The following is a 14,673-nucleotide window of genomic DNA, read 5'->3' on the forward strand; positions in this document are numbered from 1 at the left end:
TCTTTATGCAGCAAATAAGTTACTGTTAAAATATATTCAATTCTTTAAATGACTAATCAGCATATCAAGTTCTTCAATTGTATTAAATGCATGCAAAACTATCCGAAGTCTCTCCGCGCCTTTCGGAACGGTAGGATATAATATAGCCCTTACATCTAATTTATTGGCCTGCAAACTATCCGCAATATTTTTCACAGCATCATTACCGGGAATAACCACAACCTGCACCGGTGTGTCGGAAACAAATTTTTTATAGCCAATGTCCGCCTGCTGAAAATGTTCAATCATCTTTTTAAGATGCGCTCTTTCATTATTCATTAAAGGGAATAATGTATAGCTTGCTTTTATACATGCTATACTATGCTCCGGTAATGAAGTGGAATAAATAAAACTTCTGGCAAAATTGATGAGGTAATCTTTTAATTGCTGAGAGCCGAGTACTACTGCACCATGGCAACCAACAGCTTTACCAAATGTATGTATGCGGCAAAATATTTTTTGTTGTAACTGTAATTGTTGTACAAGCCCTTCTCCCTTTTCACCAATGATACCCGTTGCATGTGCTTCATCAATTATTAAGTGTGCGTTATATTTTTCACACAATGCAACGATTGATTGCAATGGGCACAGATCTCCATCCATACTGAATAGAGATTCTGTAACTACAAATACATTTCCTTCTGTCTGCTTTATTTTCCTTTCCAGGTTATCAAGGTCATTGTGTGCAAAGGAATAAGACTGACCAAAAGATAAACGAATCCCATCTCTTATTGAAGCATGACAAAGCTGATCATAAATAATGGTATCGCCTCTTTGCGGTATGGAAGATATTACCCCCATATTTGCATCATAACCGGAATTAAATAATAAAGCCGCATCTGCTTCATGAAATACAGCCAGTTCTTTTTCAACTTCTTCTATTAATGGATAATTGCCTGACAATAATCTTGATCCTGTACTTCCATTCTTCCAGTTATGTTTCATTGTTGGTGACTGACGCAACAGATCATTCTTTACAATACCCAAATAATCATTGGAACAAAAATCAATTTTATCACCCGGCAGGCGCAATTTTCGGAATGAATTCTGATCCAGGCGCTCTTTTAATTTTCTGTTTAGGAAAGCATCGTTATACATAATTTCAAATGTAGAATTTTGTAACTGATATTTGTATTTTAAAAGTTCAATTAAAATAAGAAAGCACAAGTGAGTGACACAACAGGCGATGCCACACGGAATACAGCCGATAACAAAAAATATTCGATGGATATAAATATTGAAGCACAAAAAAATATTCTTGGTCTGCAATTACACACCGATCCAAGATGGGTTGATATTGCAGGTTTAAGTCTTGAGGAAATTCTTACAGATCATGCCTATTGCGAACAGAAAGCCGCAACAACTTGTATATCGCTGATCCAGAAATATGCAGAAAAAGATAAGCTTGTTAATGAGCTTGCACCAATCGTTACAGAAGAATGGGGGCATTTTCGGTTGGTGTTGCAGGAGTTGCGCAAACGTGGTTTGCAACTGGGCAAACAACGCAGAGATGAATATGTAAATAAGTTGTTGGAATTTCAACAGAAAGGAGGCAATGCAGAGGGCCGTTTTCTTGATCAGATGCTAACGATGGCATTGATAGAAGCACGAAGCTGTGAGCGTTTCAAGCGTTTAAGCGAAGGTTTGAATGATGCATATATGCGAAATTTTTACCGGCGTTTTATGGAGAGCGAAGCGGGCCATTATGCATTATTCATTGATCTTGCAGAAACATATATTGATAAAGAAAAAGTACGCAAACGCTGGGCTGAATGGCTGGCTTATGAAAAGGATGTAATGACGCATCTTGAATTACGCAGTGACAGAATTCATTGAAATGGGAAATGAAAAATAGAAAATAAAGAATTTAAAAAATAGAAAAAAACCACCCTTTTTAATTTTTCATTTTTCATTCCTTATTCTTCATTATTCATCGCCTATTCCTTACTTTTAAAGACTAAACTTTTTACTATGGTTCCGTCAATGAGACAATGGTTCAACGACAATTTTACCGAAGCAAAATATAAGGCTTACCTCGAAGAACTAAATGCGCCTCATCCGGGCGCCATTGAATTTCGCATAGCAGAAACACCGGTGTTTGTTGATAAAATATTTACAGAAAAAATGCTTTCAGCCTGTGAAAGTATTGTTGATGTTATTACACAATACAATTTTAAATCGCTTACCAGTCATGCCATTCCGGAAGATATAAAAGTGCCTAATGAAAATGACTACTCTCATTTTATTGCATTTGATTTTGGCGTTTGCGAAAATGAAGCCGGTGAACTTGAACCGCAGTTGATAGAAATGCAGGGCTTTCCTACTTTGTTTGCTTTTGAAATATTGATTACTGAAGTTGCCAAAAAACATTTCAATGTGCCGGATAATTATGATGCTTATTTAGGTGGTTACAATAAAGAAACATACCAGCAATTATTGAAAGAAATAATCGTTGCAGAATGTGATCCTGAAAATGTGATTCTGCTCGAAATATTACCACACCAGCAAAAAACAAAAATAGATTTTTATTGCACAGAAGATTATGTCGGTATCCCTGTTGTTTGCTTAACAGAACTGATAAAAGAAGACAAAAAATTGTATTACCTCAGGAACGGAAAGAAGACCTTAGTAAAACGAATTTACAACCGTGTGATCTTTGATGACCTGCAGCAACAATCCCCGGAGATACAGGAGAAAGGAAAAATATTATTTGAAGAATTGGATGTAGAATGGGTGCCGCATCCCAACTGGTTTTACCGCATCAGCAAGTTTACGCTGCCCTATATTGATCATCCTTATGTGCCAAAAACAAATTTTCTTAGCGATATAAAAGTATTACCAACAGACCTGGAAAATTATGTATTGAAACCGCTCTTCTCTTTTGCGGGCCAGGGCGTTGTTATTGATGTAACCAAAGCTGATATTGATAATGTAAAAGACGCGCACAACTGGATATTGCAGCGCAAAGTAAAATATGCAGATGTTATTACTACGCCTGATATTCCTGCCAAAGCAGAGATCCGTATTTTTTATTTTTGGAAAGCAGGTGCAGCAAGACCTGTGCCTGCACAGAATCTTGCCCGTTTAAGTAAAGGCAAAATGATCGGTGTACGTTACAACAAAGACAAAGAATGGGTTGGCGGCACGCTTGCTTATTTTGAAAAATAGTTTGTACTTAACTGTGGTGCTGCTATCATGCTTTGGTTGTGTCACTCACTTGTACGTTCTAAACAGATGTCAGCTATCAGAGATCAGCATTCAGTAAACAATGCCTATTAACTGAAACCTATTCGACAGTACAAGAGTGCGACGCAACAGGCGATGAGAAAAGATATACAGGTGGTTACAAAAAGCGCATCGTCCTATTTGAGAGACGATGCTTAAATATTCACTTTGCCTTACCTCTTGCAAAGCTTCCGCTCATAGCAGCAAATGCAGATACAAGCCCGCCGATAAATGCAGATAATAAAATAACAGTGATGGAAGAAGTGCCTACTTTTAAGATGGCTGCTACTTTTGCAGCAAGGATATGATCGTTCATATAATCTAATACCAGGGTATGTACGGTGAATAAAAGAAAGATACCAAAGAAACCTGAAACAAAGGCCAGGCCTGCTTTCTGGTGTATGAATAGCCCAACAATAAATGAAGTAACGGCAAAACTCCACCAGGGAAAATATAGTGGTGCAGCATGGCCAAGCAAAGCAGTAAGTAAAATGGCTATAAAAAATTTCATGTTGTTTGCCTTGATTTACTGAAAGTGATCTTTCCTTTCAACGTGGTTTGTTTTTGTAATGTTGCTTTATCGGTAAACAGCAATTTATAATACCGGCCTGCAATATAATCATCAATAAAAGCATCGTAATATTTACTGCCGGGATTACCACTTTGTCCCCCGGGATAAATAGCATATGCATTTATATCATCGGTAAGTTCTACTATCATTTTCCAGCTTGGGCCGTTGTATTGCTTATAGGCATTGATGATATCTTCGCCGCCGCCTGCAAATAAATTAAGCCTGCTTAATGAAGGTATTTTTAATAAGTGCAATACGCCGCTGTTCTTGAATTTACCCCATGCAAGCCTGTCTTCTTCATCCATCAGTTTAACTTCAGGAATAATTTTTTTGAAAGCTGCATTAACGTCATCAGCAATTGTTTCCTTTTCTGTTGTGTTGATATCATCAGCAAAAAGTTTTACAGAGTCTTTTATCATCGATTCCAGTAAGGTACTTTTTTGCGGCATTACTAATGGCAATTGTGATTGCCCAAGTTCATCTCCGTAGACTATCACTTTTAAACTATCCCACCATAAGTTAAATATGGTCGTTGCTTCAGATGCTGCATCATTGCGAAGATTCCAGGCTTTAAACGTATCCAGGTATTTTTGTTCGTCTCCGCTTAATGTATTGTCATACATAAAACGTAATAATACAGGCCTTGCCATTTCTGCAAAGAGGTTATAATTATTGTTCTGCATCTGTTGCATTGAATCAACAGTTGCATCATGCATATTTGTCAACAACCTGTTTATCAGTATACCCCTGTATAGCGGATATTTGCCACCAAGATAATATGGGTACGATGTATCATAAGGATACTGATTAGCGCTGCTTACGAAACCTCGTGCGGGGTTATGCATTGTAAAGTTAAGGCTGTCTGGTACATAACCGCGCCAGGCAAATGTGCTGTCACTACCAGGCATTACAAAATCGCCCTGCCTTCTCCATTTTGCCGGGAACTTACCTTGCTGGCGCAAGGCTATGTCGCCATTCTTTGTGGCAAAAGCAAAATTTTGACCAGGACATTTGTAAGTATTAATAGCTGATTTATAGTCTTCAAAATTCTTCGCTTTATTAAGCTGGTAAAAAGTTTTTAGTTCATCGCTTTCTTCATGTGCCATCCATTTAACTGCATAAGCTTTACCGGTATGTAATTTATCAGGAAATGAAGTATCATACATAACAGGTCCCCAAACGGTCATCGGTATTTGCAGTGTATCATCGGGTTTGCCTTTTATCTTTATGATCTCCTGCCTGAAAGTGGTTGTGTACCATGTACTGTCGAACATGTATTCCTGCCTGGTACTGTCTTTGAATGTTATTTCATAATAGTCCCGTACATCTCTTTCAGCATTGGTTACACCCCATGCACAACTATCATTAAATCCTATTACTATACAGGGTGCTCCCGGAAGACTTGCGCCGTATACATTTAAGCCTGGTGCGGAGATCTGCATTTCATACCAGATAGAGGGAAGGTTAAGGTTTAAATGTGGATCGTTACAAAGTATTGGTCTTTTACTTTTAGATTTACTGCTGTCAATAGCCCAGTTATTACTGCCATTGTCGTAGTCAGGTTTTATATCGGTAAATGCTGTTGCTGCTTCTTTAAAGATTAAGTACGCAGAATCTGCTAATGTTGGGGGTATAATGTCTGCCCCACGTTTTGGAAAAACAGTTCCCCTTGGATTGACCGGATCAAGTGAATCAGCCTGGTAAGGATATAAGGCTTCAAATTGCTCTTTTGTAAATATCGATCTGGCATTGGTCATTTCAAAATCCTGTTCAAAACCAGCAAGATCCCAGGCCATATACTTTGCCAATAATGCCGTACGTAAATTAGTCCAGGGTTCAGGTTTATAATCGAGTAATTTGAATTCAAAAGGGTAACTGCTTTCATCAAGTGAATTAATGTAAGCATTTACCCCATCGGTGTATGCATCACAGGCTGCTTTAAGTCCGGAATCCTGTTCCATTGCCTTTAAAGTATTTTCAGCACCATACACCATTCCCAGCCGCCTGAAGAATTTATCTATGTTATGAAAGTTTGTTCCATTACTGCTATCGCCCATTATTTCGCTAAGCCGCCCGCCTGCTGCATTTGTCTGAAATTCCATTTGCCATAAACGGAACTTTGCATGCAGGTACCCCTGTATAAAATAAGCATCATGTTCATTGGTTGCATATATGTGCGGCACCAGGCGGTCATCAAGATAAACTTCTGAATTACCCTGTAAATTATCTGAGATCATTGCCTCATCAAATGATGTATTTGTTGGTTCAGCATTTTGCCAGAAACCTTTTTGCGGCGAAAGAAGGTAGCCCAGCTTTGGTGTTTTACCACCATTAACAGATAATTGTATATTTAAAGTATATACTAAACCAATTGTAGCAGCAACAGAAAGTAAAAACGGGATAATTCTCATGTAATAACAAATAAAGTTTGAAAGTAGTAATATTTACAACATAAAAAATTACAGAGTTAACTGTTAACGGTTTATAATTAGAAAGGTTTAAGGCATTTTTGAGAAAAGGGTGTTAGGTTTACATGAATACCGAATGGATATATGCTGCACCGGCTGAATTGACCCATACCAAACAAACGGTCAAATATATTTCAAGACAATGTGACTGTTAGTATGTGCAAAGTTTCAGTAAAAGTTTTAAAAGATTGTTTAGACTATACCCGGGACAAGTGAGGAAACAGGGGGCAGTGAAAAGTGAGTGGTGATGAAGCAAGCGTGAGGTGAACGAAGTATGAAATGAGGATGTTCAGGAAAGTATTATATACACTACAGTAACAATCCAAAAGGAAGCAGGCAAACTTTAACTGCAGTGCCTCTGCAGGTACGTTTCCAGGAAATTTAAATGTCTGTTGGGCTTTGCAGCACTATTTATTTTATGGTTTTGCTTTTGCTTTTTCTTTCTTTTTGAAAAACCCCTTCAATAAAAAGTTATGCTGCAGTGCTTCAAGATCTTCATCTAATTTCTGACTGCCGCTTTCTAGATTTTTTAAAGTTGTTTTTAAAGAAGCTGCAGCGGCAGAATCATTTAATAAAACACCTACAGCATTACCTTTTTCATTTAACCTGTTGCTCACCGTTTCCAGGTTGGCGGTAAACCGGCTTACTGCGCTGGCAGCATTTTCTAATTGTAGTAACGTTCCTTTAATGCTACTGTAAGCAACAGTATCGTTTACCAGATCATGTATAGAATTACCCTGAGTGTTGAGTTTACCGGAGAAATCCTGCAGGTTAAATAATACATTTTTACTACTTACAGAAGCTGTTTTAAAATTAGCAACTGTTGACTGCAGGTTATCAACAGTAGTTCTTAGTTTAATAGCTATAACAGAATCGTTTAATAAAGTACCTAAGGTACCTTTTCCGCTATCTATCTTTTTGCTGATACTTTTAAAGTCATTGGTTATCTCCAGTAAGTTTTTATTATTGGCCTGCAATGTAGCCAGCATATCGTCTGTACTCAGTGCTTTTTCCACCGATAAATAATCATTTTTTTCTACGTGCGGTGTGGTAGCATTGCCTCCGTAAATAATAATAATCTTATTACCAATTAATCCATCAGAACCAATCTTTGCTTTAGCATCTTTGTGTATCTGAGATTGTGCATCCTGCTCAATACTCATCGTAACCAGCACCTGTGAATTGCCATAAAAGCTTATTTTTTTTACAGTACCCACTTTAACTCCCGAAAACCAGATATTGCCTCCTTTAAGTAAACCGCTTACATCATTAAACACCGCATTAATAGTAAATGATTTTACAAAAGTCTTTTTCTGCCCGCCTAAGGTAAATACTGTAACAACCAATATCACCAAAGCAAGGAATATAAAAATTCCTACTATTACAGGTCTGTTATTTTTTAGTGGTTTCATTTGCTAGTTAATAAAATTGTAATCGTAAAAAGTTCTTACTGCCGTATCCTGTGTATTAAACACCTCTTCAAAACTGCCCGTTGTCAAAAATTTTCCATCCAATAACATTGCTACCCTGTTGGCTGTAGCTTTTGCACAGGTAAGATCATGTGTAATGATGATGGAACTTGTATTGTATTGCTGTTGCACTTTTAAAATAAGATTATTTATTTCAATAGAAGTTATAGGATCGAGGCCAGACGTTGGTTCATCATACAACATAATTTCCGGTTGCAGAATTAGTGTACGTGCTATGCCAATACGTTTCTTTTGGCCCCCTGATAGTTCCGATGGCATCTGGTTGATGGTTTGTGATAATCCTACATCATTCAACACTGCTTCAATGGCATTGTTAACTTCTTTGGAGCTTAAATTACGACGGTTCCTTACCAGTGGAAATGCCAAGTTTTCCTTTACACTCATACTATCATACAAGGCACTGCTTTGAAAAGAAAATCCTATTTTCAAACGTAGTTGTTGCAATGCTGCGGTACTTATTTTATCTACTTCCTGCCCCAATACTTTTACCATACCGCTGTCTGGCTTAAGCAGGCCGGAAATAATTTTTATTAAAACAGATTTACCACTTCCTGAGCGGCCCAGCACGGCAATATTTTCTCCTTTGAAAATATCAATATTAATCCCATTAAGTACTGTAAGTGCGCCAAAAGATTTCTTTAAATCTCTTATGGAGATCACCGGCTCTTTATCATCATCCTGTATATCTTCTTTATCTGTCAATTTTTATAATCTTATAGCTTAAAAGAAATCAATAAATTTTTTTTTTATGAATCCAACTGAACATTTTCATGGCATCCCGGTTGCGTCGCACGCTTGTGCTCATGAATACAGAGCAACAAGTGAAAAGCCAAACGTCAAAAGTGAAAACTGGTTTTAATTCGACTTTTCACCTTTCACTTTCATTGATCAACCAGGTTCCAAGCGTACAAGTGAGTGACACAACAGGCGATGATAGCAGCAGCGCAGCTCACTAAAAAATCTTTACCTTATTGCATTTACAAACTGCACTATCACCATTTCTTCTATAAAAATTAAGAACATAGAAAGCACGACCGCTAAATTGGCTGCCCTTCCTACACCCTGTGTACCGTTTTGCGCATAGTAGCCCTGGTAACAACCAGCCACTCCGATAGTAAAGCCAAACACAATAGCTTTAAAAATGGAGGAAAATATATCAAGGAATGAAATGGTAGTAAATGCACTTTTAAAAAATGCAGTAAAGCTGGTAAGTTCGTTGGCATGTATATTCAGATATGCGCCCATCATACCAATAAAACCTGTATACAATACCAATACAGGCAACATAAAAGTGATAGCGAGAATACGGGTTACTACAAGAAATTTAAATGGATTTGTTGCGGATACTTCCATAGCATCGATCTGCTCGGTAACTTTCATGGAGCCTAATTCTGCACCTATATTAGAACCTACTTTACCTGCTGCTATTAAAGCGGTAACCAACGGCGCCAATGCTCTTATAATTGCAATAGATATAAGTGAAGGCAACCATGAACTCGCGCCGAAAGTTGATAAAGACGGACGTGATTGTTTGGTAAAAACAATACCGGTAATAAAACCGGTTAAAGAAACAAGTGGCAGTGATCTATAACCAACCTGGTAACACTGGTTGATGACTTCTTTAAATTCAAAAGGACGCGAAAATGTTTCTTTGAAAAAGTGACCAATAAATACGTATACATTATAGACTCCTGAAAAAAAAGAATCTGTTTTTCCTGAAATAAAAAATTTCTTTTCGGGCAAAGCTGATGAATTTTCTGAATCAGTTTTCATTTGTTATCGGTTAGTATCTCTAATATACATACAAAAAATTGGATACCTCTAACCTTTTCAAAACTTAGTCCAGTTTATGCGGTGGGAATATTTTTGTAGAAATAGCTTCCCGGTAGAATTTGAAATCAAAAAGCAGTATGCCCATTTTCCATATTGGTAAGACCCAATGTGCAATGTTATTACTTTCGATAAATTATTTCAAACTAAAATATCAATTGATTCAAATGTTTGGGTGGCTGGCTAATTATAGGTATGAAAATTTACAAATAATGCTTACTGTGTAGAAAACTATTCCCGTTATATATTATTTGTGGTATTCTTGAAAAATTTTTCAACAACTTTTTTGATATATCGTTATCAATTCAAAAAATGTGCTTTTACAAAAGCGTGCCGTTGGTTTTCAGTCATATTATATGACTGGCTTACTTCGATTTTCATTTTATCGAAATGATGATCTTTTTTTAAGATGTTAAAAAGTTCAGCTTTTGCATCGGTAGGACCAAAAAGAAAAACTTCATCAAATTTCTTTATATCCTCTCCCAACTCATGATAATATGCCCATTGCTGTTGTTGTTCTTTATTATGCATCAGGTGCTCACTTTTCTCGAGGCTTTGTTCCTTTGAAAAATGTGTAAATTTTGATCTTATTACTTTGGTATTGATAGTATCTGATGAGTATTCCATCAGGTATGCAATTGAATGATCCATCCAGATACCAATTTTTCTTTTTATGTCCATATTTTTATTTCAAAATTGTTATAGAAACACTGTTGGCGTTGTTTATTATCTTTTTTACTTCGTATTATATTCTTCTTCCCTGAATTCAAGTTCAGTTACATTATTCATACCCGCTTTTTATTATAGTTGAGATCATTTTAAAACGCTCATTTGCTTTTTATAGCTTTCGGTCTGTGCTCAGGTATTATAATTGACTGGCCTGTTGATTTTTTGATGATCTTTTTACTTACAACCGATTTTGGTATATACTATTATTTCAACAGTAATGAATGCTGTTGATTTTTCCATATAAAGTTATTTTGAGCCAATAAAAACAAGAAAGTGAATGAGTGAAGTTGTAAAATAATTTCTTTTTTTTTGCTATTTATTTCATTTATACAATGCTGTAAGTTTTATTATCTGTGTACGTTAATACAAATTAAAAAAAGGGAAACGGTGATACAATTCATGGCTCCTTTTCAAGAGACTATTATTTTTGTATACAGTATGAGTGTGATTTAGCTTATTCAAACTCTACTCATGTAAACTTTTTGAATTTCTGGTTCTAAAAGGTTTTCATTACAAACTCCTTACAGGATTGGCAGGAGCTTGTAATTTTACACTTATTTTTTGGTACAGACTCAAAATAGTTTAGACAAAACATCAAACTATTATTTTGAAGCAGCTTTTTTTACTGTCTTCTTGGCAATTGATTTCTTTGCAGATTTTTTTGGGAGCTGAACGGGCTTAACAGCAGGCTTTTTTATTTCCGATATTCCTTCAGCTAGTAGTTTACCCGCCTTTTTTATTTTCTTATGCAATTCTTTGGGAACCGGTACACCATTCAATATACCTGACAATGCATTACCCAATAAATTTTCTATTTCATGTCGCAAAGCTTTTTTATCCGGTTTTGATGCAGGTGAACCCTTGACTTTTGCCATATTTAATAATTTAGTAATTCAAAGTTAACATTGGACTTAATTTTTCAATGTTAAGTTTTAAAAATAAAGTCTGTTTTACACAGACGTCAATGGTTATTAGCATTTATTAAGGAAAAAACCGATCTGCTGTGTGTCAACTATTTGATAAAATACTATCTTTATGCAATACCCTATTTGACAACCAAACCTGCTGTAATGATAACTTCTGCTCTTTTCAAAGTTCTTCATGAACATGAACAGTTTAAATTGGTCTGGCAACATGCTGCATTGGTTGCAGAAAGAATAGACCAGAAACATTTTTACCGTCTCTATCAAATGGGTTCTTTCTATGTGGAAGAACAATGGCATAAAAAATTTAAAAGACGTATTGCATTTACCCCTTTTAACTGTTCAGATGAAGCATTGGATCCATATCTTGAACAAATTGAAATTATGTTATAATATCAGGCCAATTTAAGTGTTAGTATATTTTGACTGTATTAAACCGGTTATTATAAATCTGTTATTATATTATTGTTCCAATTAATTATTGTTCTTGCACAAAAATCAAAGGAATAAAATTACTTGCCGCGTTTGAAATAGAACATACAAGAGTGCTATACAACAAAAGCTTGATAGTTATTCTTAAAATCAGCCCTTAATAATATTTTTTCTTCATGCAACGATTGCTCACAATTAAATGTCAGCATAGCATACAGCACCCGGATGGATGAAAAAAGACTGGTAAAAGATTGTTTAAAATGCATGCCTGTGGCGCAGCGTCAATTATATGATCGCTTTGCAGCGCAGATGATGGCCGTTTGCTACCGCTACACCAAATCAATAAAAGATGCTGAAGATGTATTACAGGAAGGTTTTGTAAAAGTGTATAAAAACCTTCACCAATATAGGTTTGAAGGAGACCTTGGTGCCTGGATAAGAGCAGTGATGGTGCGCACTGCGCTAAACTACCTTAAAAAGAATCAGCCTTATAGTCATGAATTTACTTATGATGATATAGCACTGCACCCTGTAGATGCAGAAACTCCACTTGTAACATTGCAGGCAAAGGAACTGGCGGATATGATACGGCAATTGCCAACAGGCTACCAGGCCATCTTTAACCTGCATGCCATTGAAGGTTACACACATGTGGAAATCGGTAAGATGCTGGGAATACATGAAGGTACATCCAGGTCTCAGTATATGCGGGCAAGAACATTACTCACCAGTTGGCTGGAGAATAAAACTATTCCCGTAAAAAAGGAAAAATATGCAGGAAAATGAATTTGAAAAAAAGGTGCGTAGTTTGATGGATGATCTTGAGATTGCTCCATCTGCACCGGTGTGGGATTATGTAGAAAAGCGTATTCCTAAAAGTAACCGCAGAAGGCGTTTTATTGCTTTCTTTTTTTTACTCGCTGGCTTTGCAGTGTGCGGGCATTTCTTTTATAATAAATTTTCAGGCAATAGAAATGAAATTGAAAAAGCCAATGCAGTAGTGCAACAAAAAAATATTGCATCTCAAAAGAATAATGAAAATAATATCGCAAAGAATAATCAACCGAAATATGCTGATTCGTCAACAACTATTCACGAACCTGCAGCAATAAAAAATGAAAAGCTTGTTTTAAATGATCATCCGCAGCAGCGAAGTCTATCGCAGAAAAAAGAGCGGGGAAATACGATTCATGCGACTGAAGAAATTGACAGCAAAAATGAATCGATAATATCTAATGCACCAATAAATAATAATGATAACAATAAAAAGAATAATCCATTGATTACAGCAGGAGTAGTTAAGCAAAATGAAATTAGTATACCTGATGAACCAATGATCAACAAAAATGTAATTGACTCGGGTACCATATCAACACAACAAGCCGATATAACAGCAACAGCCGGTTTAAAAACAAACGATACAACAAAACAAAATACACAAACAAAAAAATTACCCGGCAATTCAAAAAAAATAGAATGGGGTTTCAGTTTATTGTATGGAAAATCTGATATTGTACAAACCCTGATAAGCCTGAATAAAGATAAAAGTCTGGCTGAGGCTATCTATTCGCCGGGTAATATTGCTATCGATAGTATACAGGCTGCGCAAGCTTCGAGAAACATAAAAGCGAAATCAGCATTTTCACTGGGTGTTACTGTTCGCAAACAATTATCATCACGAAGTAGCATTAGCACAGGCCTGGAATTTATGCACATGAACACTGCTATTCAAACGGGAAATGCAAGAGATAGTTCTGCTGTTTTTGATTATAATAATTCGTCGCAGTATAATCTTGTAAGAAGTTTTTACAGACCGGGAACGGGTTTTAATGTAGTTAATAAATATAATCTTTTACAATTGCCTGTGCTGTACAGCTATCAATTTAATAAAAGCAAAAAGGTTCCATTAACAATAGATGCAGGTCTTTCGTACGCAAGGATCATTTCAGCCAATGCAGTAATATATGATAGCTATAACCAGGTGTATTATAAGAATACAAACCTGTTGCAGAAAAACCAGGTACAGTTACTCGGCGGTTTTACAGCTGCAATTATATTCCACGATAAAAGCCATTTGTATGTCGGGCCACATGTGCAATATGGCTTAACTGATGTGATCAAAAACAGCAGTAATAAACAACATTTCTTTGTGTGGGGTATTGGTGCAACCTATTTTCTTAAAAAATAAATTATAGTTGCGATAAGTATATTCTTGTATACCTAACTGCAGTTTCTTTTAGCATCACCTGTTGCGTCGCACTCTTGTACTTCAGTCCATCAATTGTGCTCAAAAAGATTAATAAAACTCCCGAATTACCTGTACGGCAGAACTTTAATAGCTGTTGGTAATCTAAGAAAAAAATTTAAGTACATTTTCATATTTCCGCTTATTATATGTTACTAACTTGTGGGTATAAATCCAACATCATTATGTACAACCAATCATCCACCGATTCTATCATCATTAATAAGATAGAAGATCTCCTTTTCATCGAGGTTAAAGACAACAGCGGCAAAGAAGCCGAGTACAGTATTCAATCAGAAAACGAGCGTATCATACGTAAAGGCCGCTTTAAAGGGCACCTGATACAATTATGCCTTAGTCACCTTGCGTCAGGATATTATAAGCTGTTTCTTGTAAGGGATGATAATGATATTATTACCTATCCATTCGAAAAACAAAGTGGTCAGTTACTCTCTTTAGGAAGATGATTGTATTGTTTGCACCTTAAAGCTTATTTAAAAAGCTATAACAATTCATTAAAACGATTCAAATATTTTGTTGAAAATTCTACAAGCCTTTTCTTGCACATAATTTGTAATACTACAACCAAAATAAACTGCAAGTTTTATAAAAGCCATCGTTTAACATCGATGGCTTTTTACATTCCTGTAATAAATTTAAAGGAATACCAAGACAAAGTGCATCAGTAAAATAAATGTTTATATAATGATGTTTCTGAGTT

14 protein-coding genes are annotated in these 14,673 nt (G+C 36.0%); 6 read left to right on the forward strand and 8 right to left on the reverse strand.

Annotated features, from left to right (window positions below; all coding sequences use genetic code 11):
- Window positions 1-36: 36 nt before the first annotated feature.
- The gene (locus tag FRZ67_RS01650; RefSeq protein ID WP_147187872.1) at window positions 37-1,137 is read right to left on the reverse strand and encodes an aminotransferase class I/II-fold pyridoxal phosphate-dependent enzyme; all 1,101 of its coding nucleotides are present in this window, start codon (window positions 1,135-1,137) and stop codon (window positions 37-39) included.
- A gap of 69 nt (window positions 1,138-1,206) precedes the next feature.
- Between FRZ67_RS01650 and FRZ67_RS01655 the strand changes: the two genes are divergently transcribed.
- Window positions 1,207-1,875: a MiaE family protein gene (locus FRZ67_RS01655; RefSeq protein WP_225975471.1), complete on the forward strand. Its 669-nt coding sequence runs from the start codon at window positions 1,207-1,209 to the stop codon at window positions 1,873-1,875.
- A 135-nt stretch (window positions 1,876-2,010) separates the two neighbouring features.
- Window positions 2,011-3,207, forward strand: a complete 1,197-nt coding sequence (locus tag FRZ67_RS01660; RefSeq protein WP_147187873.1) for a hypothetical protein — start codon at window positions 2,011-2,013, stop codon at window positions 3,205-3,207.
- A gap of 220 nt (window positions 3,208-3,427) precedes the next feature.
- Here the strand turns inward: FRZ67_RS01660 and FRZ67_RS01665 are convergent, their stop codons facing one another.
- The 7 genes from FRZ67_RS01665 to FRZ67_RS01695 all read right to left on the reverse strand — a co-directional run bounded on the left by FRZ67_RS01665 (window position 3,428) and on the right by FRZ67_RS01695 (window position 11,227).
- Window positions 3,428-3,775, reverse strand: coding sequence for a hypothetical protein (locus FRZ67_RS01665; RefSeq protein ID WP_147187874.1), 348 nt, complete (start codon window positions 3,773-3,775; stop codon window positions 3,428-3,430).
- On the reverse strand, window positions 3,772-6,246 hold the full coding sequence (locus tag FRZ67_RS01670) for a penicillin acylase family protein (RefSeq protein WP_147187875.1): 2,475 nt from the start codon (window positions 6,244-6,246) through the stop codon (window positions 3,772-3,774). Before FRZ67_RS01670 ends, FRZ67_RS01665 begins: the two co-directional genes overlap by 4 nt.
- Before the next feature lie 473 nt (window positions 6,247-6,719).
- Window positions 6,720-7,715, reverse strand: a complete 996-nt coding sequence (locus tag FRZ67_RS01675) for an MlaD family protein (protein WP_147187876.1) — start codon at window positions 7,713-7,715, stop codon at window positions 6,720-6,722.
- A 3-nt stretch (window positions 7,716-7,718) separates the two neighbouring features.
- Window positions 7,719-8,495 carry an ABC transporter ATP-binding protein gene (locus FRZ67_RS01680; RefSeq protein ID WP_225975472.1) on the reverse strand — a complete coding sequence of 259 codons (777 nt, stop codon included), beginning with the start codon at window positions 8,493-8,495 and terminating at the stop codon, window positions 7,719-7,721.
- A 261-nt stretch (window positions 8,496-8,756) separates the two neighbouring features.
- On the reverse strand, window positions 8,757-9,566 hold the full coding sequence (locus FRZ67_RS01685) for an MlaE family ABC transporter permease (protein WP_147187877.1): 810 nt from the start codon (window positions 9,564-9,566) through the stop codon (window positions 8,757-8,759).
- A 357-nt stretch (window positions 9,567-9,923) separates the two neighbouring features.
- Window positions 9,924-10,304: a hypothetical protein gene (locus tag FRZ67_RS01690; protein WP_225975473.1), complete on the reverse strand. Its 381-nt coding sequence runs from the start codon at window positions 10,302-10,304 to the stop codon at window positions 9,924-9,926.
- Between the two features lie 650 nt (window positions 10,305-10,954).
- A complete protein-coding gene (locus FRZ67_RS01695) occupies window positions 10,955-11,227 on the reverse strand; it encodes a hypothetical protein (RefSeq protein WP_147187878.1) in 273 nt (90 codons plus the stop codon).
- Between the two features lie 195 nt (window positions 11,228-11,422).
- On the opposite strand from FRZ67_RS01695, the gene FRZ67_RS01700 reads away from it, so the two are divergent.
- The 4 genes from FRZ67_RS01700 to FRZ67_RS01715 all read left to right on the forward strand — a co-directional run bounded on the left by FRZ67_RS01700 (window position 11,423) and on the right by FRZ67_RS01715 (window position 14,419).
- Window positions 11,423-11,668: a hypothetical protein gene (locus tag FRZ67_RS01700; protein ID WP_147187879.1), complete on the forward strand. Its 246-nt coding sequence runs from the start codon at window positions 11,423-11,425 to the stop codon at window positions 11,666-11,668.
- A gap of 264 nt (window positions 11,669-11,932) precedes the next feature.
- On the forward strand, window positions 11,933-12,493 hold the full coding sequence (locus FRZ67_RS01705) for an RNA polymerase sigma factor (RefSeq protein ID WP_147187880.1): 561 nt from the start codon (window positions 11,933-11,935) through the stop codon (window positions 12,491-12,493).
- Window positions 12,480-13,895: an outer membrane beta-barrel protein gene (locus tag FRZ67_RS01710; protein ID WP_147187881.1), complete on the forward strand. Its 1,416-nt coding sequence runs from the start codon at window positions 12,480-12,482 to the stop codon at window positions 13,893-13,895. The genes FRZ67_RS01705 and FRZ67_RS01710 overlap by 14 nt, the downstream gene beginning before the upstream one ends.
- Before the next feature lie 242 nt (window positions 13,896-14,137).
- The gene (locus FRZ67_RS01715) at window positions 14,138-14,419 is read left to right on the forward strand and encodes a hypothetical protein (protein ID WP_147187882.1); all 282 of its coding nucleotides are present in this window, start codon (window positions 14,138-14,140) and stop codon (window positions 14,417-14,419) included.
- Window positions 14,420-14,673 lie beyond the last annotated feature (254 nt).

The sequence above is a fragment of the Panacibacter ginsenosidivorans genome (assembly GCF_007971225.1).
GTDB classification, from domain to species: Bacteria; Bacteroidota; Bacteroidia; order Chitinophagales; family Chitinophagaceae; genus Panacibacter; species Panacibacter ginsenosidivorans.

Excerpts from the sequence above, each read along its gene's own strand:
- FRZ67_RS01675 (WP_147187876.1), bottom strand. The coding sequence starts at position 7,715 with ATGAAACCACTAAAAAATAACAGACCTGTAATAGTAGGAATTTTTATA.
- FRZ67_RS01660 (WP_147187873.1), top strand. The coding sequence starts at position 2,011 with ATGGTTCCGTCAATGAGACAATGGTTCAACGACAATTTTACCGAAGCA.
- FRZ67_RS01700 (WP_147187879.1), top strand. The coding sequence starts at position 11,423 with ATGATAACTTCTGCTCTTTTCAAAGTTCTTCATGAACATGAACAGTTT.
- FRZ67_RS01705 (WP_147187880.1), top strand. The coding sequence starts at position 11,933 with ATGGATGAAAAAAGACTGGTAAAAGATTGTTTAAAATGCATGCCTGTG.
- FRZ67_RS01715 (WP_147187882.1), top strand. The coding sequence starts at position 14,138 with ATGTACAACCAATCATCCACCGATTCTATCATCATTAATAAGATAGAA.
- FRZ67_RS01710 (WP_147187881.1), top strand. The coding sequence starts at position 12,480 with ATGCAGGAAAATGAATTTGAAAAAAAGGTGCGTAGTTTGATGGATGAT.
- FRZ67_RS01695 (WP_147187878.1), bottom strand. The coding sequence starts at position 11,227 with ATGGCAAAAGTCAAGGGTTCACCTGCATCAAAACCGGATAAAAAAGCT.
- FRZ67_RS01670 (WP_147187875.1), bottom strand. The coding sequence starts at position 6,246 with ATGAGAATTATCCCGTTTTTACTTTCTGTTGCTGCTACAATTGGTTTA.
- FRZ67_RS01650 (WP_147187872.1), bottom strand. The coding sequence starts at position 1,137 with ATGTATAACGATGCTTTCCTAAACAGAAAATTAAAAGAGCGCCTGGAT.
- FRZ67_RS01690 (WP_225975473.1), bottom strand. The coding sequence starts at position 10,304 with ATGGACATAAAAAGAAAAATTGGTATCTGGATGGATCATTCAATTGCA.
- FRZ67_RS01685 (WP_147187877.1), bottom strand. The coding sequence starts at position 9,566 with ATGAAAACTGATTCAGAAAATTCATCAGCTTTGCCCGAAAAGAAATTT.
- FRZ67_RS01665 (WP_147187874.1), bottom strand. The coding sequence starts at position 3,775 with ATGAAATTTTTTATAGCCATTTTACTTACTGCTTTGCTTGGCCATGCT.